Origin of the sequence: Gilliamella apicola, from assembly GCF_003202915.1 — a bacterium.
GTDB lineage: Bacteria > Pseudomonadota > Gammaproteobacteria > Enterobacterales > Orbaceae > Gilliamella > Gilliamella apicola_Q.
In genome coordinates, this window is record NZ_QGLP01000004.1 from 527,413 (window position 1) to 548,295 (window position 20,883).

General features: G+C 36.3%; 17 protein-coding genes and 3 tRNA genes. 9 read left to right on the forward strand and 11 right to left on the reverse strand.

Annotation, left to right across the window (positions count from 1 at the left end):
• Positions 1 to 11: 11 nt before the first annotated feature.
• Both rlmH and rsfS read right to left on the reverse strand, forming a co-directional pair.
• Positions 12 to 482 carry a 23S rRNA (pseudouridine(1915)-N(3))-methyltransferase RlmH gene (gene rlmH / locus DKK79_RS03945; RefSeq protein WP_110422929.1) on the reverse strand — a complete coding sequence of 157 codons (471 nt, stop codon included), beginning with the start codon at positions 480 to 482 and terminating at the stop codon, positions 12 to 14.
• A 4-nt stretch (positions 483 to 486) separates the two neighbouring features.
• A complete protein-coding gene (gene rsfS / locus DKK79_RS03950; RefSeq protein WP_375334970.1) occupies positions 487 to 801 on the reverse strand; it encodes a ribosome silencing factor in 315 nt (104 codons plus the stop codon).
• Between the two features lie 429 nt (positions 802 to 1,230).
• Between rsfS and DKK79_RS03955 the strand changes: the two genes are divergently transcribed.
• Entirely contained in the window at positions 1,231 to 2,820 is a 1,590-nt protein-coding gene (locus DKK79_RS03955) for a hypothetical protein (RefSeq protein WP_110422931.1), read from the forward strand.
• 73 nt (positions 2,821 to 2,893) lie between these two features.
• Here DKK79_RS03955 and cydC read toward each other — a convergent pair whose 3' ends face one another.
• From cydC to DKK79_RS03980, 5 genes are all read right to left on the reverse strand, one after another.
• Positions 2,894 to 4,525, reverse strand: coding sequence for a heme ABC transporter ATP-binding protein/permease CydC (gene cydC / locus DKK79_RS03960; RefSeq protein WP_110422932.1), 1,632 nt, complete (start codon positions 4,523 to 4,525; stop codon positions 2,894 to 2,896).
• Positions 4,519 to 6,252, reverse strand: a complete 1,734-nt coding sequence (cydD, locus tag DKK79_RS03965; RefSeq protein WP_110422933.1) for a heme ABC transporter permease/ATP-binding protein CydD — start codon at positions 6,250 to 6,252, stop codon at positions 4,519 to 4,521. Before cydD ends, cydC begins: the two co-directional genes overlap by 7 nt.
• A gap of 15 nt (positions 6,253 to 6,267) precedes the next feature.
• A complete protein-coding gene (trxB, locus tag DKK79_RS03970) occupies positions 6,268 to 7,221 on the reverse strand; it encodes a thioredoxin-disulfide reductase (protein WP_110422934.1) in 954 nt (317 codons plus the stop codon).
• A 542-nt stretch (positions 7,222 to 7,763) separates the two neighbouring features.
• Positions 7,764 to 8,417: an NAD(P)H-dependent oxidoreductase gene (locus DKK79_RS03975; protein ID WP_181415224.1), complete on the reverse strand. Its 654-nt coding sequence runs from the start codon at positions 8,415 to 8,417 to the stop codon at positions 7,764 to 7,766.
• Positions 8,418 to 8,425: 8 nt separating this feature from the next.
• The gene (locus DKK79_RS03980; RefSeq protein ID WP_220018997.1) at positions 8,426 to 9,676 is read right to left on the reverse strand and encodes an AmpG family muropeptide MFS transporter; all 1,251 of its coding nucleotides are present in this window, start codon (positions 9,674 to 9,676) and stop codon (positions 8,426 to 8,428) included.
• A 244-nt stretch (positions 9,677 to 9,920) separates the two neighbouring features.
• On the opposite strand from DKK79_RS03980, the gene DKK79_RS03985 reads away from it, so the two are divergent.
• The 3 genes from DKK79_RS03985 (at position 9,921) to DKK79_RS14680 (ending at position 12,815) form a co-directional block, all read left to right on the forward strand.
• Positions 9,921 to 10,922, forward strand: a complete 1,002-nt coding sequence (locus tag DKK79_RS03985; protein ID WP_110422936.1) for a 2-hydroxyacid dehydrogenase — start codon at positions 9,921 to 9,923, stop codon at positions 10,920 to 10,922.
• Between the two features lie 54 nt (positions 10,923 to 10,976).
• Positions 10,977 to 12,050, forward strand: coding sequence for a lytic murein transglycosylase B (gene mltB / locus DKK79_RS03990; RefSeq protein WP_110422937.1), 1,074 nt, complete (start codon positions 10,977 to 10,979; stop codon positions 12,048 to 12,050).
• 630 nt (positions 12,051 to 12,680) lie between these two features.
• Positions 12,681 to 12,815 (forward strand): hypothetical protein, encoded by a 135-nt coding sequence (locus DKK79_RS14680; RefSeq protein ID WP_258363432.1) that lies wholly within the window; start codon positions 12,681 to 12,683, stop codon positions 12,813 to 12,815.
• An 818-nt stretch (positions 12,816 to 13,633) separates the two neighbouring features.
• Here the strand turns inward: DKK79_RS14680 and DKK79_RS03995 are convergent.
• Complete coding sequence (locus DKK79_RS03995; RefSeq protein WP_034882445.1) at positions 13,634 to 14,440, reverse strand: sulfite exporter TauE/SafE family protein; 807 nt, start codon at positions 14,438 to 14,440, stop codon at positions 13,634 to 13,636.
• A gap of 168 nt (positions 14,441 to 14,608) precedes the next feature.
• On the opposite strand from DKK79_RS03995, the gene DKK79_RS04000 reads away from it, so the two are divergent.
• Positions 14,609 to 15,235, forward strand: coding sequence for a LysE/ArgO family amino acid transporter (locus tag DKK79_RS04000; protein WP_110422938.1), 627 nt, complete (start codon positions 14,609 to 14,611; stop codon positions 15,233 to 15,235).
• 481 nt (positions 15,236 to 15,716) lie between these two features.
• Entirely contained in the window at positions 15,717 to 17,678 is a 1,962-nt protein-coding gene (locus tag DKK79_RS04005) for a glycoside hydrolase family 3 protein (protein WP_110422939.1), read from the forward strand.
• 934 nt (positions 17,679 to 18,612) lie between these two features.
• On the opposite strand, the gene DKK79_RS04010 is transcribed toward DKK79_RS04005, so the two are convergent.
• The 3 genes from DKK79_RS04010 to DKK79_RS04020 all read right to left on the reverse strand — a co-directional run bounded on the left by DKK79_RS04010 (position 18,613) and on the right by DKK79_RS04020 (position 18,892).
• A tRNA-Lys gene (locus DKK79_RS04010) sits at positions 18,613 to 18,688 on the reverse strand.
• A gap of 17 nt (positions 18,689 to 18,705) precedes the next feature.
• A tRNA-Val gene (locus DKK79_RS04015) sits at positions 18,706 to 18,781 on the reverse strand.
• Positions 18,782 to 18,816: 35 nt separating this feature from the next.
• Positions 18,817 to 18,892: transfer RNA gene (locus DKK79_RS04020), tRNA-Val, on the reverse strand.
• 203 nt (positions 18,893 to 19,095) lie between these two features.
• On the opposite strand from DKK79_RS04020, the gene DKK79_RS04025 reads away from it, so the two are divergent.
• The 3 genes from DKK79_RS04025 to DKK79_RS04035 are packed head-to-tail and all read left to right on the forward strand — an operon-like array spanning position 19,096 to position 20,874.
• The gene (locus DKK79_RS04025) at positions 19,096 to 20,040 is read left to right on the forward strand and encodes a hypothetical protein (RefSeq protein WP_110422940.1); all 945 of its coding nucleotides are present in this window, start codon (positions 19,096 to 19,098) and stop codon (positions 20,038 to 20,040) included.
• The gene (locus DKK79_RS04030) at positions 20,033 to 20,491 is read left to right on the forward strand and encodes a hypothetical protein (protein WP_110422941.1); all 459 of its coding nucleotides are present in this window, start codon (positions 20,033 to 20,035) and stop codon (positions 20,489 to 20,491) included. Before DKK79_RS04025 ends, DKK79_RS04030 begins: the two co-directional genes overlap by 8 nt.
• A 14-nt stretch (positions 20,492 to 20,505) precedes the next feature.
• Positions 20,506 to 20,874, forward strand: coding sequence for a hypothetical protein (locus DKK79_RS04035; RefSeq protein WP_110422942.1), 369 nt, complete (start codon positions 20,506 to 20,508; stop codon positions 20,872 to 20,874).
• The last annotated feature ends 9 nt before the right edge of the window (positions 20,875 to 20,883 follow it).

Genomic DNA, 20,883 nt, shown 5'->3' on the forward strand with positions numbered 1-20,883 from the left:
TAATACCTAACCTACTCTCGATGATAAGGATGATTAGCGGTTAAACTCCAAGCACGGTAAAGGCTCTCAGAGACAATTACGCGCACTAACGGGTGTGGTAGCGTCAAAGGGGACAATGACCAACTCTGCTCAGCAGCAGCTTTACAAGCAGGAGACAACCCCTCAGGCCCTCCAATCAACAAACTTACATCACGCCCATCCGCTTTCCAACGCTCTAACTGCTTAGCTAAATCAGACGTTGTATAAGGCTTACCAGGAATATCCAACGTTACAATGCGATTGCCCTTACCACAGGCGGTTAGCATCTGCTCGCCTTCTTTATCTAAAATTCGCACTATATCGGCATTCTTAGTCCGTTTACCTGCGGGGATTTCAATTAGTTCTAAAGGCAGCTCTTTGGGAAAACGCGATTGGTAATCGTTAAAAGCGGTAGTTACCCAACTTGGCATTTTATTGCCAACAGCAATAAGCTGTATTTTCACCTGATTAACTCCAAAGCTTCTCAAGTTCGTATAGTTGTCGGCTCTCTTCTTGCATAATATGAACTATCACTGAATCCATATCAACCACAACCCAATCAGCATCATTTTGCCCTTCACTACCTAACACCAAGTGTCCCTGCTTTTTAGCTTCATCAAGTAAATGTCCGGCGATTGATGAAACGTGACGGTTGGAGGTTCCGGTACAAATGATCATATAATCGGTAATAGTTGACTTACCTCTTACATCAAGGGTAACAATATCCTGGCCTTTTAGATCATCAATTTTATCAATAATAAAATCTTGTAATGATTGTTGCAAAATAAACTCTCTATTATTTAAATTAAAGTACTAGTATAGCATATTTTTGGAAATCGCTTGGAAAATAGTACATCTCACCAATAACATATCCTATATCAAAAAAAACAAAAGATGTGAAAAATGTCTTTTTTCACAACTAAAAAATTAAGTAAAGTTTTTGGTCGTGGCAAAATTTAGCCAAGCAAGCCTAAATAAGCACTTAAGAGAAAATTTATCAATTAAAACTAGCTCATTATTATCATTAAAACTGTGAAGGAAAAAATAACTAAAAGCGAATTTTTACAAAAATTAACAATTTAAATTTCTAAATCAGTTGCGTGGTTTTTTCAAGTCATTATAATTCCCTCATCTTCAATTCGGCTATAAAGCAAACTGATTGAAGGGAATAAATTCAAATAAAACAAAATATTAATTGACAGGAATGTCGAAATGCATTATAATTTTCAACAGCCAACAGCCAACAGCCAACAGCCAATCTGCTCAACCCATGATCTAACTTCATCAAATTTTTATCATCAAAGTTCTGTTTTTTACGATAATTTATTTTTTCATCAAATTTCAGATTTTCGGATCAAATGGTTCCTAGGATCTTTTTTAGCTCAACGGATCTTTTTAGTCATATTGCTTATTTTATTAATTTTAACTTCAAATTATAGTCAGGCATTAACCGCCAAAACATCCAATTTTATTCAAGGTAATCCCCCGTTTCTAACCTTCGATGGTGGCCGCACTCGTGTTGTAAATACTGAAGGTCTGCTTTGGATAACCTTATCCGATGGAACTAAATTTACGCCCGCAACAAATAATTCGTCAACTACACCAATAGAGTTACCAAATTTTGGTGAGAGTTTTGCTGATGTTGCTATGTTAGTTCCCCTCAACGCCAATTCGATCACCTTAAATTCCCTTATCGGTTCACCTAATAATTATTGGGGCGATGATGATGGCGATGGTCAAGGAAGGGATGGAATTTCAGTCAGTGGTAATTTGAGTTTATCCATCGTGGATAAAAATAATCTAACTGTAGCCCGTAGTGATGCACTGACAAACTGTAACGCACCTTATAAACTCACATTGACAACTACCAATGGAACATTAAATACCCTATATGGCGTTCCTAAGAGTAGTAACTTTAGTGGAAGTAATGTGATTTACTATATTAAGCCTAAGGACACGCCAAAGGTGTGTTTTGTAAAACCTAATACAAAATTCGGTTCAACTACGGAAGTTGCAGGCGTCGATTTCCGCGGTTCAGCCTCAATGTGGAATGAAAAAGAGGGTTTTATCCCGCAATCTTTTGTTCCTTCTCGGTATTACTTAAATTTCCCGACTACGGCTGCTAACAATTTATATTTTGATTTAAAGATCGCAGGTAGTGGTCCATTGAATTGGAGAACGGTCGAGCTTAATGGTATTAAAGCTACGATGGAACCAGATTCGACAGGTACCCTAGTAAGAGTTAAATTAACCGGTCCTGTTGCCAATGAACCTCAATGGAAATCAGATTCACCAACACCCCTAACTAGGCCAAGATTACCGCAAATATTTGAGTTAGTTGGTAGAGATAACCATGATAATGTGGTAGTTAAGTATGGATTTGAGCTAAAACAATGGTTCATTAATCGAGGTACAGTAAAAGCTAAAGCTGACAACCAGTCATCTTGGTGTAGGAATATTGGTTATCGTCTTCCAGAGGTTAAGGATTTAACTAATGCATCTTGTACAGGTGTTGGCTCAGGTTCCCATTGTAAGAATTCTGTTGGCGTTACTCCATCATCACCTAACAATAATTATCAACGTATGATCAACGGCGGTTTTTTTTCAGAATGGGGTTATATGTTCTATTATGACAATGCAAATTTTGACTATGGCGATCATGCTTACTGGACTGGTGATCCTGCAACTAGCAATAAACAGTTCGTTGTTTCCTCTAGTAGTGGTTTTGTGAACAGTTTTGGACTGGACTATAATCACGGTGGTCTATGTGTATCAGCTTTGCGCTCAGAGCTTAATCCCTAGGATAGAGAATTTTCCGGAGCGGGGTTTTTTTAGAAACCCCACAATCGCTTAAAACCCTATTATCATCCAAAACTTACAACTCAATCACCTGATCAAATAATGGATTATCAGTTAATCTATGAGTTACCATCAATAAGGTTTTATTCTGGCAGGTTTGTTTTATAAGTTGAATAATCTGTTGTTCCGTTTGATGATCAAGACTTTCGGTTGGTTCATCCATTAGGACTAATGGTGAGTTATGCAATAATGCTCTGGCAATACCGATACGTCGAATTTCACCACCCGATAGAGAACGCCCACCTTGTCCTAAAGGCAAATTCAATCCATGCTCAGTTGATAGCAATTTTGATAGTTCAACTTGCTGTAAAACATCGATTAATTGTTGGTCTGAAGCCTTTGGATCACCGATTAACAAATTTTTCCTCAACGTATCACTAAAAATAGTAATCACTTGCGGTACTACGGCAATTACTTTACGCAAAGTTGGCTCGTCTAGTTGATTAATCGGTGTATCGTTAATAAAAATATTACCCGAAGTAGGATCCCACGTACGAGTGACTAAATTAAGTAATGTGGATTTACCACAGCCGGTTTTGCCGATTAAGCCAATATGTTTGCCAGCTTCAATGGTTAATGAAAAGTGATTTAAGACCGCAAATGGTTGATTTGGGTAGCTAAAACTAATGTCATTAAATTGTAGTTTGGCAGTGGTTAAATCTATTACTTTACCTTGCTCGGTAAATTTGATATCGGGCGTTTGATTAAATAAAGCAGTAGTACGTTTTGCTGATGCTAATACTTGGCCTAAAAAGATAAATGCGGTGGGAATAGGAGCCAAAATTTCACTACTAGCCAAGCAGACAAATACGAATAGGGCAACTAAAGGCGATAATGTGTAGTGGGTGATAAGCCAAAGCACCAACAAAGTTAAAAATCCGGCTATCAATACCACAAGTGCGCTAGAGAGAGCCACTAAAGTGGATTGTTTTTGTTGATGATAAAGCCAGTCTGATTCAAGTTGGTTCAATTTTACTCGATAACGATCTTGTGCATTAAATAAAGTCAGTTCAGCTTGGCCTTGAAGATAGTTAATTAATAACGCTCGATATTCACTCTGCTGTTTAGCTAAAGTTTCACCTAACTGTTTTCCGGCATGATAGAAGATCACCGGAATGGCAAGTAACGCAATAGTTAATACAATGCTGATGATTAAGGCGATAGGTAGGTTAATATAACTCAATCCGACAAATAGCATCACAATAATGATTAGTGCCGTCACAATCGGTGAAAACAGTTTTAAATAGAGATGATCAAGCGCATCAATATCCACAATAAAACGGTTAAGCAGATCGGCTTTTTGATATTGAGCTAATTGGTTGGCGCTCAATGGTAGAATCTTGCTAAATGCTAGCGTTCTTAAATACGCCAATATTTTAAATGTAGTATTGTGATCGACCAAACGTTCAGCATAACGCGATGTCGTTCGCACAATGGCTGCGGCGCGCACGCCGGCAGCGGGTAACATATAATTAAATGTATATAACCCCGCAACACCAGCCACTGCGGTGGACGCTAAAAACCAACCTGATAAAGAAAGTAAAAAGACACTGGCAAATAACGTCAGAATAGCTAAGCTCAGTCCAATAACAATTTGCCAAAAATAGTGCTTATAAAGTGCAATATAGGGGCGTAATAGCGTTAGCATAAACTTTCCTTAATGGCGTAAAGTTGTCCATTCGACAGTCTCCAAACTTGGTCAAAATCCTGCATATCATCATGTTGATGAGTGATAGTGATACTATTGGTCGCAATATGATAGGGCGCTAACTTTTGGACTGTCTGCTTATCTAAACTGGCGGTTGGTTCATCAAGAATTAGTAATTGACAAGGTTTTAGCATTGCTCTGGCGAGGGCGATACGTTGGGCTTGTCCGACGGATAGCCTTACCGCATCTTCACCTACTTGCGTATCAACGCCATCTGGTAATTGTGCAATAACATCGGCCAATTGTGCTTTGCCGATGACTTCGTTAAGTTCATTGTCGGTTGCCATTGGTTTACCGAGAAGAATATTTTCTCTAATCGAGCCATTAATTAAATAAGGATTTTGCCCAATCCAACTGATCTGTTGTTGCCAACTAGTCAAATCAAGTTGATTAAATTCAATATTATTAATTTTTAGTGAACCTTGATAAGGTAAAAATCCCAGTAATACCTGCATGAGCGAGCTTTTACCTTCACCACTAGTACCAATTAACCCTAATTTAAATGGTGCCTGTAGTGAAAAACTAAGCGGACCAACTATTGGCATACCTTCGTTAGATAACACGATAAGATCTTCTGCTTCAATGGTATTTAAGACGCTTATTTCAGAAGGACTACTTGATAATGATTGATTAATTGTTTTTTTTTGTTGACCATTATCCAGTGGCAACTTTTTATTTAAAAATGTTTCGATATTGTCTGCCGCGGCAATGGCCTCAGCTTTGGCATGATAATAGACACCAAGATCACGCAGTGGTTGAAAATATTCTGGTGCTAAAATTAAGGCAAAGAATCCTGCAAATAGGGTAACGGTACCGTTGTAAGCGCCAAAATCAAACTCCCCTAAATAAGAAAACCCAAAATAGGCCGCCACAATGGCAATCGAAATCGAGGTAAAAAATTCCAAAACTGCTGATGATAAAAACGCCATCTTTAATACTTGCATGGTTTTTACCCGAAAATCTTCAGAGGCATGGGCAATTTGTTCGGTTTGTTGTTCACCCTGATTAAATAAACGAATGGTACTAAGTCCCTTTAGGCGATCTAAAAAGTGTCCACTTAAATAAGCTAGTGCTTTAAAGTGACGACGATTAATATCCGCAGCTCCCATTCCAACTAAAATCATAAAAATAGGAATTAGTGGTGCAGTACCCAGCAAAATAACAGCCGCCGCCCAATTAAACGGAAAGACGGCAATACAGATTAATAGCGGCACCATACTAGCTAAGCGCATTTGCGGTAAGTAACGAGCAAGAAAATCATGTAAATTATCGACTTGCTCAATGACTAATGTACTCCAAGCGCCGGTTGTGCTTTGATTTAAATACCCAGGACCAAACAATTCAAACTGATCGATAATTTTTTGCCGAATTTGTTGACGGATTTTTTGCCCGAGGGCAAAGTTAATCTTCTCACGAAGATAAATAAGCAAGCCCCGAGCGAATAAAATGGCGATTAAAGATAAAAAATAGGGAAGAACCGTCAAAAAAGCGGTCTGATCAATGATTAACTTTTGTAGAATAATTGCCAATAATGCCGCTTGAGCAATCATTAATAAACACAGCAAAAAGCCAGATAGAACTGAAGCACGCAAATCTGACTTATGCTTTTTGGTGTGTTGTTTTAACCAACTGAGTAAATAAGTTTGACGATTTTTATCTAATGACATTTAATTTAGTTACTTTTATTTTAAGTTATCTAAATAATGTTCGGCATCTAAGGCTGCCATACATCCCGTTCCAGCTGAAGTGATTGCTTGTCGATAAATATGATCCATAACATCACCCGCAGCAAAAATTCCCTCAACACTGGTTTGTGTTGCATTACCTTGTGTACCGGATTTTACTTTAATATAACCGTTATCAAGTTCAAGTTGACCGGCAAAAATAGCGGTATTGGGTTTATGACCAATGGCAATAAATACTCCCATTACTGAAAGTTCTTCAGTAAGATTAGCATCTTGACTGCTTCGCAATCTAACCCCGGTTACCCCCATATTATCACCAAGGATCTCATCGATGACTTGATGAGTATGTAAGATGACTTTACCTTCTTTCACTTTTTCTGCCAAGCGATCCATTAAGATTTTTTCTGCTCTAAAGCTATCGCGACGATGGATTAAATGCACTTGACTAGCAATGTTAGCTAAATAAAGAGTTTCTTCGACAGCAGTATTACCGCCACCAACAACGGCCACTTTTTGATTTCGATAAAAGAAGCCGTCACAAGTTGCACAGGCTGATACACCTTTGCTTCTAAATGCTTCTTCAGAAGGTAACCCCAGATATTGTGCAGATGCACCAGTGGCAATGATTAACGCATCACAACTATATTCGGTATCGCCCCCAAAAAGTTTGAATGGTTTTTGGCTAAAATCAACACTGTCAATGTGATCGATAATGATTTCGGTATTAAATCGTTCGGCATGTTGTTGCATTTTTACCATAAGATCAGGACCAGTTAATTCAGGATCTGCCCCTGGCCAGTTTTCGATTTCGGTAGTCGTGGTGAGTTGGCCACCTTGCTGAGAGCCAGTGATCAATACCGGAGATAAATTTGCTCGTGCAGCATAAACTGCTGCGGTATAGCCAGCAGGTCCTGACCCTAAAATTAATAGACGGGCATGTTTGGTTTTCATTTTTTATCCTTCTTATTTTCTGGCTGAATCAATTATAAATAACGCAATTTATAGTTGATAAGTCTAACATTATCAATCATATTCGTGTAAAAAAATTGTTTATTGTAGCAATAGGTGAAGATAATTACGTTAAGTAATGCGCTATACTATTGTATTTTCGATAGTTCATTGACCTTATATAACTTAATTTATTTTTTTACAATTTTGTTTTTAGCGTGACTTTAAAAGTTCAACAAGAGTTTTTAAGCGCTATCGGTATTTACTCATTTGAGGATGCTACGCTATCTGGTCTAAATAACACGATTAACTTTTTACCCAAAATTGAAATACAATTATCTATAATCAATTAGTTACCAGAAATGTTATATTCAATAAAGCGATACATTGATGATGTGTAACTCGAAAAGTTTCTTATTAAGAATTGAGTTTATTTAGGAAGGATTTAGATATTTGCTCAAGTGTCAAATCATACATCAAAATAAGTCACATTAATTATTCAACCTTCATGCCGCCAAAAGGCGACAGAAGGCAGATAACTGAAATTAAGATAAGTAAGTCGTTACATCTTGCAGTGACCAACGAATATGTGGTGGCTGCTCATCAATACGATAACCAAACGCTAAACATAGCCCCACCCCAAAAACTTCACTACTAAATGATGGAATATGTTTTTCTAAAATGCTCAGCACTTTAGGATATTGGAACCCACCAAGTGCGCAAGAGTCAATACCATGATAGGCTGCGGCGGTCATCATATTTGCAGCGGGGATATAACCTTGCATTTCTGACCAGTGGTTAGTACTTAATCCTTCACCTAAACCATGGGTAATGTAGTTAAGAAAATCTTGGCTAGCGATATCAATAGCTGTTTCATCATTTTGATCTGGCACTATTCTTGCTATTGCTTGACGCAAATAAGGACTTTGTAAAGTGAAGTTATTTGCTTTACGATAAAGTAAGATCACAAAATGCGAACAACTCGTGACTTGTTCTTGGTCATAGCAAGCTGCACGTAACTCTGCTTTGATATCTGCATTATCGACAACTACAAAATGCCAAGGTTCCAGACCAAATGATGAAGGCGATAAACGACCAGCCTCTAAAATCGTCTCAAAATCGGTATGATTAATTTTTTTCGATTCATCAAACCTTTTACAAGCGTGTCTAAACTCGAAAGCTAAAGATAGTTTGTCCATAAAGTCTCCTAAGATTTTGAATTCCATGGTGCTACTTTGAATAATAGCATCATTCCGGGGATGGCTAAAATAAAGCATAGCCAAAAGAAATTTGTCCAACCTAGATATGCAGTTAAAACCCCTGATAAGGAATTAATTAATGTTCTAGGAATTGCGGAAAAACCTGTTAATAATGCGAATTGAGTTGCAGTATATAACGGGCTGGTATTTTTCGAAATATAAGTAACAAGTGCGGTTGCTCCCATTCCAACACCAATCGACTCACAACTGATAACTGTTGCTAATATAAATAGTTTTACATAATTTATTGTAAGGAATGGACCTTGATAAGACAAGAATACAAATCCTAGAATAGAAAACATCTGGATAAAACCTGAAATCCATAAAGCACGGTTTAAACCAAATTTAGAAATAATAATACCACCAATGAGCGCACCCAAAAGGCTAGGCCATACAACTGCATTTTTGGCCACTGTACCAATATGTTTTAATTCAAAATTCATATCTAAATAAAAAGGAGTAGCAAGGGAGGTTGCAAGACTATCTCCTAATTTATATAACGCAACAAAAGCCAGTACGAATAGTGCTTTGGATAAACTTAAACGATCAACAAATTCTGAAGTTGATTCTTTAAAAACAGATTTATGAGGAGAAATTGTAAGAGTGTGTGACGGTTCTTTCAACATGAAGGTAATTATTATCATAGGAAGAATAAATGTTGCTGTGAAAATAAATACTTCAATCCATGAAAAGTAATCAGCAATTATCAGTGATAGTCCCCCCGGGATGAATCCAGCAATACGGTAAATATTAATATGTATGCTGTTACCACTGCCAAGTTCATCATCATTTAAAATTTCTCTTCGATATGCATCTATAGCAATATCTTGTGTAGCAGAAATAAAAGCGGTCAATAAGCTTAATATTACAATTATATCTATATTTTTGCTTGGTATTAAAAATCCGTAAATTGGCATAATTAACAATAAACCAATTTGCGTTAATAATAGCCATCCTTTGCGATATCCTAATGAAAAAGGAGAGAATCGATCCAATAAGGGAGCCCAAAGAAATTTTAATAAATAAGGTAGTTGGGTAAGGGTTAAAGCGCCAATTGTTTTAATATCAACGCCGCCTACTTTTAACCATGCAGGGATTAATTGAATAATAAAGAAAAATGGTAATCCGGAACAGAAGCCAGTATAAACACACATTAACATTTTTTTATTCAAGAAAGCGTGGGTTAATTGTTTATTCATTATTTAACATTATTGGTGAGTTTTATAGCAAAGTGCTATGATAGCACACTAATAAAAAAAATAATTGCTAAAGCTAGCATTACGCGTTTTACTATATGTGGATTTTTAGAAACCAATATTTCAAGGCAAGTATTTAATCAACATTCAACATTTATTGTTGTCAGAATATCAAGTAAGCAATGTGTTTCGATCATCGTAAAGCTTAAACAATACATCAATTAATCGCCTACAAGGGGGGCATAGTATGAAAGGAACAGTCAAAGTTGCTGTTTTTAGCAGTAAACATTACGACAAAGAACATCTCGAAATCGCCAACAAACACTTTGGTTTCGATATTGAATATTACGAGCACAAATTAAGCCACAAAACGGTTGTTACTGCCCAAGGGTATGATGCAGTTTGTGTATTTGTTAATGACGAAGTTGATAGAGCTGTGCTACAAAAATTAGCCCATTATGGCATCAAAATCTTAGCATTACGTTGTGCTGGTTTTGATAACGTTGATCTGGCAGAAGCCAAAAAATTAGGAATCACTGTTGTTCGTGTGCCTGCCTATTCGCCGGAAGCGGTTGCTGAACATGCTGTTGCTTTAATGATGACATTAAATCGCCGAACTCACAAGGCTTATCAGCGTACGCGCGATGCTAACTTTTCTTTAGATGGTCTAACAGGTTTTAACATGCACAACCGTACTGCCGGAGTGATTGGCACAGGTAAAATCGGTCAAGCGGTGATCCGTATTCTAAAAGGATTTGGCATGAATATTCTGGCTTATGATCCCTATCCAAATGATGTCGTTGTCGAATTAGGTGCTCAGTACGTTCAATTGGACGAACTCTATGCCAAATCAGATGTAATAACTTTACATTGCCCAATGTCACCGGAAAATTATCATCTACTCAATAAAGATTCATTTAACAAAATGAAAAATGGTGTAATGATTATTAATACTAGCCGTGGAGGATTATTAGATGCAACCGCTGCGATTGATGCATTAAAACAGACCAAAATTGGCGCTTTAGGTATGGATGTTTATGAAAACGAACGAGATCTATTTTTTGAAGATAAATCCAATGATGTCATTTTAGATGATGTATTTCGTCGACTCTCAGCTTGTCATAACGTGATTTTTACTGGTCATCAAGCATTTTTAACCCAAGAAGCATTATTAAATATTTCTGATACCACCTTAAACAATATTGCGCTAATATCCGGCGGGAAAGAGTGCCAAAACATTGTTAAATAACAATAAATAATTTAATATAGTGCTTTTTTAACTTATTCAATTCGTGGATGATTTATGCAAAATATCGTTATTTGTATCATAATGATTTTCGGGCTTATCGGATGCTCAACTGGTGGGGCAATGAAATCACCGATGCAGCAGCACCGAGGCCAGTCGAATGTAAAAGGTGGCTTTTATTTAGAAAAACAACACGAAAAGCCGAAAGCAAATAGCACAAACTTAACAGTCGATAAAGAAAAATTTATCAATATGATGGTTAAGAAACATGGCTTTAATCGTCAACAACTTAAAAATGTTCTCCAGCAAACCAATAAACTCGACTCAGTGATTAGGTTAATGGATCAACAAGCACCAAAATCAAGCTCATTGAACGTACCTAATGGTGCTTGGACGCGCTATAAAAATAAGTTCATCACACCAGATAACTTAAACACCGGAGTTGATTTTTGGAAAAAATATGAGAAAGAACTCAATCGAGCTTACCAAGAATATGGCGTTCCTCCCGAAATCATCGTTGGTATCATAGGTGTTGAAACCAGGTGGGGTAAAGTGATGGGCAAAACAAGGATTATTGATGCCTTATCTACTCTGGCATTTTATTACCCAAGACGATCACAATACTTTGCTGATGAACTCGAAGACTTCTTAGTCATGTGCCGTGATGAGGGAGTTGATCCGTTTGATTTAAGTGGATCATTTGCGGGGGCAATGGGTTATGGTCAATTTATGCCATCTGCCTTTAGAAATCATGCGGTCGACTTTAACCATGATGGTCATAAAGACTTATGGGATCCGGTTGACGCCATCGGCAGTATAGCCAACTACTTCAAGGCACATGGTTGGCAACGTGATAGCAAAGTCGCTGTAGTTGTTGATGGTCAAGCACTTGAGCTCGATACGGGGTTTCACACTAAATACCGAGTTCAACATTTAGCCAAAGCAGGTCTAAAACCCAAAAGCTCAATAGATGGTCATAAAGTTGTCAGTTTATTACGGCTAGACACAGGAGATAGTTACCAATTTTGGTATGGCTTACCTAATTTCTATGTCATCACCCGTTACAACCACAGTACCCATTATGCGATGGCAGTATGGCAATTAGGCTTAGCGGTTAAACAAGTAAAATAAATCTCTCCTAATTAAATTATAAAATAGGTCGCCAATTGCGGTCTGTTTTATAATTTGTACAAACTTCTGCAAAATATTAATCAGAAGTGCCAAGCAACTAATTAAATAACTATAAACGTTATTGCAATATAAATTATTAAAAAAACACAAATTTATTCTATTGTTAGTCTCACTTGTCGATGTAAGCGCATTTATTGTGTTGCTTCTATCCTTTAAAGGTTATTTTAAAGTTAACAAAGATCTTCTAGCTTATATTCTTATTTAGGGGGATATATTAATTCGTACCATTGCTATTACTTTATTATTACCTGTTTTAAACCATATTGATAATTACGCCAAAGTAATAGGTAGTATAAATGCTACTATGACCAATTCAGCAAGTAAAAGTGCCTGTGTCACGTTAACCAGTCCGGTAGTGAAACCATCTCAATGAAAAGTTGAGGAGCCGGGTACTATACCTAATCCAGTATTGTCGCAAACTTTCGAGTTATTAGCTAAAAACGCTCATGGCAATGTTATGATTAAGTATGGTTTTCAGTTAAAGCAATGGTTCGTCAATCTTGGTCCTGGGGGATTTGGTTATTATGATACACTTTCTTGCTGTAATAAAATAGGTACCATCTTTCGCGGTTGAAGGATTTAACTAATGCTTCTTGCCAGGGACTAGCGTTGGGTACTTTTTGTAGAGTCGGTGTTGGTACCACGCCAACACCACCGAATAACCTATACCAGCGTATCATTGGCGCTGGATTCTATTCTGAGTAGGGAGGCATGTAATATTACTCAGGAGCTAATTTCGACACCCCTTTAGGTTACTGGGTTTCTGATGCTAATGATTTTGGAAGGCAGTTTGTTTTCCGTGCACACAATGGTACAATTGGTAATGATAAGTCAATTTACGAGAATGGCAAGGGGGGCTGTGTTTCTGCCACTTAACCTATACTTTTTGTCTTTAATTTTAAATCAAGGCAGAGAAGGATAAAAAATATTGCAATGTCATCTCATTTTAAATAAAAGATGATATTTGACTAATAGCGTCAAACGAACTGATAAAATGGGTAATTTCAGGGTATTATTTTTAGGTGAGTAATCTCTAAGGCTGCAAGTGGTGTTGGTGAAAATAGTTGTAATTCTTATTGGTGTCGAATAATTACAACATAAAGTAAAAATCAGTCGATAACTTTATAGAATGATTTTTTATACCTGATAACGCATATAGTCATTATTTTTCGAAAAATTTTAATCATTAAAAAGTTGAGGAATAGCTTGTTTAAACCTTTTAATCCTCCGCAAATTCAAGCGATTATGAAACATAAAAACTAATTTTCAAAACAAACATGGAAGGTACCATGCTGATGTTTCTGAAAAAAATCTTAACATCTGAGCTAAACGAAGATGATCGCATTGAGATAAATAATTCTACGATACAAGTGATTGTTAAGGGTATTTACTTATACTATCTGCATTGACGTGCTCTCGGAAATGAAACAATCAAGATGAATAAAACGTTCAGGACTCATCGAATTTTCTAGATAGGTCTTAAAACCTATCTAAAAAGTTGAACAAACGCTAGAACCTATTAATTAGGAAATTATAAGCTTAATCGCAATCAATAACAGAAAAGTACCAAAATATTTAATTAATTTATTTATCGATAAACGTTGGGCAATTTGCACCCCCACTTTTGCCATTGGTATGCTAGCTAACATAATTGATAGTACTGCTGGTAAATAGATAAAACCTAAACTATATTCCGGTAACGCCTTAATATCCCATCCAGCGATGATATAACCAATGCTCCCACCGAGAGCAACAGGTAGAGTAAAAGCTGCCGATGTTCCGATGGCTTTTCGCATATTTACCCCGCACTTCTTTAAAAAGGGCACCACTAATACACCTCCACCCACACCAACTAATGCAGCAAATACACCAATTAGACCTCCAATACTGACATAAACTACATTATGGAGTGATACAGCTTGAACATTCTTATTTTCGGCTACCTTGCCCGTTTTGAGGATAAATTTACTACCGGTGTAGATAAGGAAAACGATAAAAATCCATTTCAGCCAAATACCGGGAATATAAGGTGTCATATATGATCCACCAATGGTGCCAATAATACAACCTAGCAACATCTTCTTTAAAATCGACCACTCGATATTATGATTTTTATTCTGAACCCAACTTGATGATAAGCTAGTACCAATAATGGTCGCAAGCGATGAGGCAACTGCGATATGGTTTATCCACAGCCCACCGTGACCAAAGTAATCAAGTACCATAATTAATGCAGGTACAATCAAAGCACCGCCACCCACACCGAACATACCTGCCAGTAATCCTGCAAATGCGCCTATACTTAAAAAGATTAAAAATTCGACTATCATCAGATATCCTTGTACTTTTTTAATTTTATTAGCAATAAATTCAATTACCAAGTGGGATTATCATAACCGTTTTTTTATAAATGAGTAATAACCATCGGTTTTTATATTGATATAAAATTTAATAACTTTTTGTATAATATTTTTTATTTTTTTAGGAAATTAAGTTAAATGCTAACTGAAATATTACGTGGCGCGATGATCTCAGCGAGTTTGATTATTGCTATTGGAGCCCAAAATTTGTTTGTGCTTAAGCAAGGGTTATTAAAAAATCATATCTTTTTTGTTGCTGCCATCTGCTTTTTTTGTGATTTTAGTTTAATGACGATCGGTATTTGGGGGGTAGGTTCTTTTATTGAACGTAATCCTTTAATAACCAATACGCTTGCCATTTTTGGAGCATTATTTTTGCTTTGGTATGGATTTAATGCATTTAAAAGCGCAGTGCAGGGCAATAGCAGTATGCAAGTGGATTCAGCACAACCGCAGAAAAATTCTTTAGCTAAAGTTGTATTATCGACCCTAGCTGTGACTTTACTTAATCCGCATGTTTATTTAGATACGGTTGTTATTGTTGGTGGAGTTGCTGGTACTTTGTCGACTGATCAAAAATGGGCGTTTTTAATCGGTGCGGTTTGTGTTTCATTTATCTGGTTTTTTGGTATTGGATATGGCGCCAGGCTACTTACCCCACTATTTAAACAGAAAAGAATGTGGGTTATATTGGATACAGTTGTTGGACTAGTAATGTTTTATATTGCTTATCGACTTATCTTTTATGTAATATCTGGTCAATAAATGTGGTGCTTTGGGCGCCATATTTTTTAATTAATCCACTCATTAATTCTTGTTCATCGTTAATTGCTTACATAACGTGATACTCATCACAATTATCAGATTTTCTATTTTTACTGATATCTGCTTAGTGTTAAGTTATTTAGTAACAGTTTGGATTGTTACTGTTTACTTAGCCATTTGTTTATTGCTACTTATTCAGGCAAAACCTAAACACTTTGTATGTAAAGTGTTTAGGTTTTTTTTGCTCTAAATTTGCCAAAGACCGTTAAAAACTCTAGCAGAGTGACCATAGCTAAATAACTGTAGTTGAATATATTCAGTTAAATAAATACAGTCAAGCAAATAAAGTCAAGTGACTCTAGCTAACTAAATACAACTAAGTAGCTATAACCAAATAACTATAACCAAATAACTATAACTTAGTCGGCGGGTAATGCGTTCAAACTTAATAGGATATGATGTAATCAGATAAGGAGTTCATATGACAAATAAAATAGTAAAGTTGACACTGTTGGTTAGCGCAACACTGGTTGCCGGGCAAGCCCTAGCTATTGAACAAGCCGAGCTAAAAAGTCAGCAATTAAAAAAAATTGTGGTTGATAATCTAGAGTTTAAGGACTTTGATCGCGATGATAAATTATCTCCTTTTGAAGATTGGCGTTTGTCTCCTGAAGTTCGTGCCCAAGATTTACTGACAAAATTATCGTTAGAAGAAAAAGCTGGATTAATGATGCATGGCAATGCTAAAAGTATCGGCGATGAGCTTGGCCATGGTGATAAGTATAATTTTGAAAAAATTAAACAGTTGGTGCTTGACGATAAAGTAAATAGTTTAATTACTCGTCTGGAAGTCAGTCCTAAGGATTTTGCTGAACAGAATAATCAATTACAACAAATTGCAGAGTCCTCCCGTTTGGCGATTCCTTTAACGATAAGTGTTGATCCGCGAAATACCTTCTATTATGGCAATAAAGTGACAAGTAAAGCCGGTTTTAGTCAATGGCCTGGCACTTTAGGAATGGCGGCGATTGGCGATGAATTGGTAATTAATGAGTATGGCGATATCATCCGACAAGAGTACCGTTCATTAGGGATAACCCAAGCGCTGTCACCTATGGCCGATCTGGGAACCGAACCTCGTTGGTCTCGTTTTGAAGGAACATTTGGCGAAGACCCTTTGCTGAGTAAAAGCATGGTTCGTGGTTATATCGCAGGTGTGCAAAATGGAAAACAGGGGTTAAATTCACAAAGTGTGGCGGCAGTGGTTAAACATTGGGTTGGTTATGGCGCTGCCGAAAATGGCTTTGATAGCCATAGTGCTTATGGAAAATATGCCCTTTATACCCAAAAAGATAGTTTGCAACAACATATCATTCCATTTATTGGCGCATTCGAGGTTAATGTGGCTGCTGTAATGCCGACTTATTCCATCTTAAAAAATGCCGAATTTAATGGTCACAAAATCGAACAGGTTGGCGGTGGTTTTAATAGCTATTTATTAAAAGATCTTTTACGTGATACCTATAAATTTAATGGGGTGATTATTAGTGATTGGAATATCACCAAAGATTGTAATGAGATGTGTATCAATGGCAATCCGCCAGATGTTCCTCTTAAAGCAGAAGGTATGTCGTGGGGAGTTGAAGATCTGACTGTAGAGCAACGGTTTATCAAAGCAATCCAAGCGGGTGTCCAACAATTTGGTGGTGTGAGTGATAGTTCGGTTATTGTCTCCGCGGTGAAAAGTAATAAATTGGACGAAAAGACTATCGATAGTGCTGTTTTAGCCATTTTGACGCAAAAATTTAAGTTAGGTCAATTTGAAAACCCTTATGTCGATCCTAATCAGGCGAGTCATTTTGTCGGTAATCAAGATTTCCAAAAAGTAGCTGACAAAGCGCAATTTGATTCATTGGTTTTATTAGAAAATAGAGATAAAACATTACCATTACAAGCTAAAAGTAAAGTCTATTTATATGGTTTTACTGATGACGTTAAAAATAGCCTCAAAGATAAAGCTACTATTGTTGATAAGTTAGAGCAAGCTGATGTAGTGGTGGCTCGGTTAAATGCACCTTATGAACAGAAACACAAAAATTACTTTTTTGGTGCCAGATATCATGAAGGTTCATTAGAATTTGCTGCCGATGATAAAGATATCCAATTTATTAATGAAGCCAGTAAAAAACGTCCCGTTGTTGTCACTATCTATTTAGATAGACCGGCAGTTTTGACGCCAATAAAACAAACCGCTAAGGCTGTCATTGCCAATTTTGGGGTAAAAGATGAGGTGTTATTTAACCGATTATTCGATAGCAATCCATATAACGCTAAATTACCGTTTGCACTACCAGACTCAATGGATAGCGTTTTAAAACAATCTTCTGATTTGCCTAATGATATGCAAGCACTTTATCCATTAGGTTATGGTCTGAAGCTTTAACACTGTAGTTGTTTTATTAATGCTATTGCCTTAAGGCAATAGCAGTATGTTTTTTTTGATAATCACTTGCACTTTTGTGAAGTACTACCACTCTGTTTTCTTGGCATCGAGATTATATTGTGCTGTGGTTTTGGCGTACCGTTGTCGAGCTTTGAAATAGTTTTGTTTTACGCCATTACCTTGATGATAGATTTTTGTTAAAGAGTATTGAGTATGCTGCTTGTTTTTGTTAACCGCTTTAGTATTTTACTCGATACCTTTTAGATAATTTTGTCTAGTATCTTCCTCATTATGATAGAGCATCGCTAAACTATGTAGAGCACCTAAGTAATATTGATTAGCGGCATTTCCAAACCATTTTTAGCTAAACTATAATTAGGTTCATTTTTTTACGCTTGGCTATCGATTGTTCCTTGTTTAGCCATTTTGAATACCTGCTTGCCAGCAATTTTGCCATAAACAAGCATTAGCGCAATTTACTATTGAGCTTCTGGAGCGTTTTATTCTGTAGCTTTTCGATATGTCGCTACGAAATTAAGTTTTGGTGGATCATCAGTAATAACTGAGCAACAAATATTTAAACATAATAGTAAGATCAATATTAATTTTTATTAGGTATTTAGTAGTCTCGTTACAACAAAGGGTTAGTAATGGTTGAACAACAATATAACCATTAATAGATTTATTTTTTATAAGTAAGTTTACAAAATAATCGATAGGTTTTTTTTAGCGTTATATTTTATAAAAAATAGGAAAAAGGTTGAGGCATCAGCTTGACTATTTAGCGCATTGTATGCCAGCGACTTGAAATGGTATCTTTAATATCAACTCTATGTGTTGTTCAAAAGGGGTTCAAACATAATGTCGAGGATTATTAGTATTGCTATTAATTAATATACTTGATTAGTTCTCGTTTTTTTGAATAGAGAGAAAATGGTGGGTCGTGAGCGATTCGAACGCTCGACAAACGGATTAAAAGTCCGCTGCTCTACCGACTGAGCTAACAACCCATAAAATAAGTAGTAAGTGGTGGGTGATACCGGGTTCGAACCAGTGACCCCCTCCTTGTAAGGGAGGTGCTCTCCCAACTGAGCTAATCACCCCAAGTGTTTCTTTCGAAAAACTTCACGGTAAGAATTGGTGGGTGATACCGGGTTCGAACCAGTGACCCCCTCCTTGTAAGGGAGGTGCTCTCCCAACTGAGCTAATCACCCTTACCGTGTGGATGTGCATTATAAGGCGTGTCTTATTTGAGTCAACCTTTTTTTTCATTTTTCCCAAAATTTAGCTTTGTTCGGTGTAATTTTAGTCGTTTTTTGGATAATACCTCACAAAAAAGGCATTTGTTGGTTTGTATCGCAATCTTTATGACTAAGATTGGGTGATATTGTAAATCAACCTATTTAAGCTAGAAATGATGATTTTTGATAAAAGTCGATTAGTGATTTGTCTCGAGCCAAACCAATTGCGCTATCAAATAATAGAAGTAAAAACGCGCAAAAAAGAAAGTCACAATAAAAATTTTATTGATATTGCTTATCAAGATTTGGCTGATATCGATCAGTTTATACAGAATCTAAAACAGCAATTGTCTAGATTAACCGCAATTGAACTAAAGTTAAGTGATAATTATGTGAGGTATCAGAAAATCGCTTATCCTGATATCGAATTGACGGCAACCGAATTAGTCCTATATGTTCAAGCCTCTCTTTATAAACTCTTTCAACAATCTAGTAATCTTCTTTTTTTTGATTTTGTTTCATTACTCAGTTCGCCTAAAGCTCTGATAATCGCGGTTTGTGAGCGGGATATCATTAATTATTGGTTAGATTTGTCGCGAAAATATGGATTGACTTTATTATTTGTGGGCAGTCACTTTGAAAATAATTCATTTAACTTTTTACCTTGGCGCGAGCAAAAGGCGAAACAGCAACAATTCCGGTTACTTCTTTTTGTGGTTAGTTTGATTGGGGTAATGATCTGTTATTTTTTTTATCTGTTGATAAACGCTCAATCAAACTTTGATCTCTATTCTCAACAATTATTAGAACAGCAAGCATTGCAACAAGAGTTGACGATAAAATCAAAAGGATATATTCCTAATCCATCTCCCAGCCAGAAACAGATCGAACAATCACTAAAGATGTTCTCAGAAAAACTGCCGGCAACGATTTGGCTAAATTTGTACACATATGAACCGCCAAAAATAAAAATTACTGGGGGGAGTGTCAATTATGTAGATATTATCAATTTTAACCAGCTACTTTCCGCGAATTATTCAGTGAAGAAAAGCCAAGTAAAGAATATCGAAAATAGTCATGAAAATTTATTGTTTCAGATGGATATTGAATTGAATGAATAGCACTTTTTTTAATATATCCATTTGGCAACAATATTTTATTTGTGTGTTGTTAACGTCAACGCTGTTTTTTATTGGTTATCAATTTTTTATTCAGGATTTAAATCAACAGGTTGAGCAACAAATGATCTTGTATGAAGAAAAAAAAGCTGAAATTGAAATGCTTCAAGCAAAATTTGAACGTTATCAGATGGCTCAAAACAGTTCTTTAACGTTAATAACTGAGCATGAACTTGCCAAAGCTATTGATCGTAATCAATTAAGGTTAGCCTCGTTCAAACATCAGCAAAATGATTCGGCAACTTATTGGGAAATAGAACTGAATGGTCAGTTTGTCGATTTTATGCATTTTATTACTGATTTTAATAACAATTTTTATTTTTTGAACTTTCAAAATCTCTCTATTGCTAAACAGGATACTTATTTGCAAATTAGATTTAGTTTACTGTTTTAAGAAGAGGATATGCAATGAATCGCCATTTAATTGCACTTACATTATTAATGATCTGTTATTGCAAAATTTATGCTGATCAGAATATTAGGCGCGATCCTTTTTTGCCGACGACAGAGCTTAATTGCCAAGAACAGACTGATCTTTTAACTAAGCAGATCAAAGTATGGCAATTTAAAGGCACCATTCAGGGCGTTAATAGTGGTTATCAGCAAATATGGCTTTCTGCCGATAGGGATTGGTTAGCGATTACCGATAATAATCTGCCACATATTTTGTTTCCGTGGACAATTCAAGCGGTACTAGGCGATAAGATTTTATGGCAAGCAAATCTACCTGCATATTGCAATCATAAAGTGTTATGGACCATGCCATTAACAAAATAAGATTTATAT

Coding starts and splice junctions, on each gene's coding strand:
- DKK79_RS03955 (WP_110422931.1), top strand. CDS start 1,231: ATGCATTATAATTTTCAACAGCCAACAGCCAACAGCCAACAGCCAATC.
- cydC (WP_110422932.1), bottom strand. CDS start 4,525: ATGCTAACGCTATTACGCCCCTATATTGCACTTTATAAGCACTATTTT.
- cydD (WP_110422933.1), bottom strand. CDS start 6,252: ATGTCATTAGATAAAAATCGTCAAACTTATTTACTCAGTTGGTTAAAA.
- trxB (WP_110422934.1), bottom strand. CDS start 7,221: ATGAAAACCAAACATGCCCGTCTATTAATTTTAGGGTCAGGACCTGCT.
- DKK79_RS03975 (WP_181415224.1), bottom strand. CDS start 8,417: ATGGACAAACTATCTTTAGCTTTCGAGTTTAGACACGCTTGTAAAAGG.
- DKK79_RS03980 (WP_220018997.1), bottom strand. CDS start 9,676: ATGAATAAACAATTAACCCACGCTTTCTTGAATAAAAAAATGTTAATG.
- DKK79_RS03985 (WP_110422936.1), top strand. CDS start 9,921: ATGAAAGGAACAGTCAAAGTTGCTGTTTTTAGCAGTAAACATTACGAC.
- mltB (WP_110422937.1), top strand. CDS start 10,977: ATGCAAAATATCGTTATTTGTATCATAATGATTTTCGGGCTTATCGGA.
- DKK79_RS03995 (WP_034882445.1), bottom strand. CDS start 14,440: ATGATAGTCGAATTTTTAATCTTTTTAAGTATAGGCGCATTTGCAGGA.
- DKK79_RS04000 (WP_110422938.1), top strand. CDS start 14,609: ATGCTAACTGAAATATTACGTGGCGCGATGATCTCAGCGAGTTTGATT.
- DKK79_RS04005 (WP_110422939.1), top strand. CDS start 15,717: ATGACAAATAAAATAGTAAAGTTGACACTGTTGGTTAGCGCAACACTG.
- DKK79_RS04025 (WP_110422940.1), top strand. CDS start 19,096: ATGATTTTTGATAAAAGTCGATTAGTGATTTGTCTCGAGCCAAACCAA.
- DKK79_RS04030 (WP_110422941.1), top strand. CDS start 20,033: ATGAATAGCACTTTTTTTAATATATCCATTTGGCAACAATATTTTATT.
- DKK79_RS04035 (WP_110422942.1), top strand. CDS start 20,506: ATGAATCGCCATTTAATTGCACTTACATTATTAATGATCTGTTATTGC.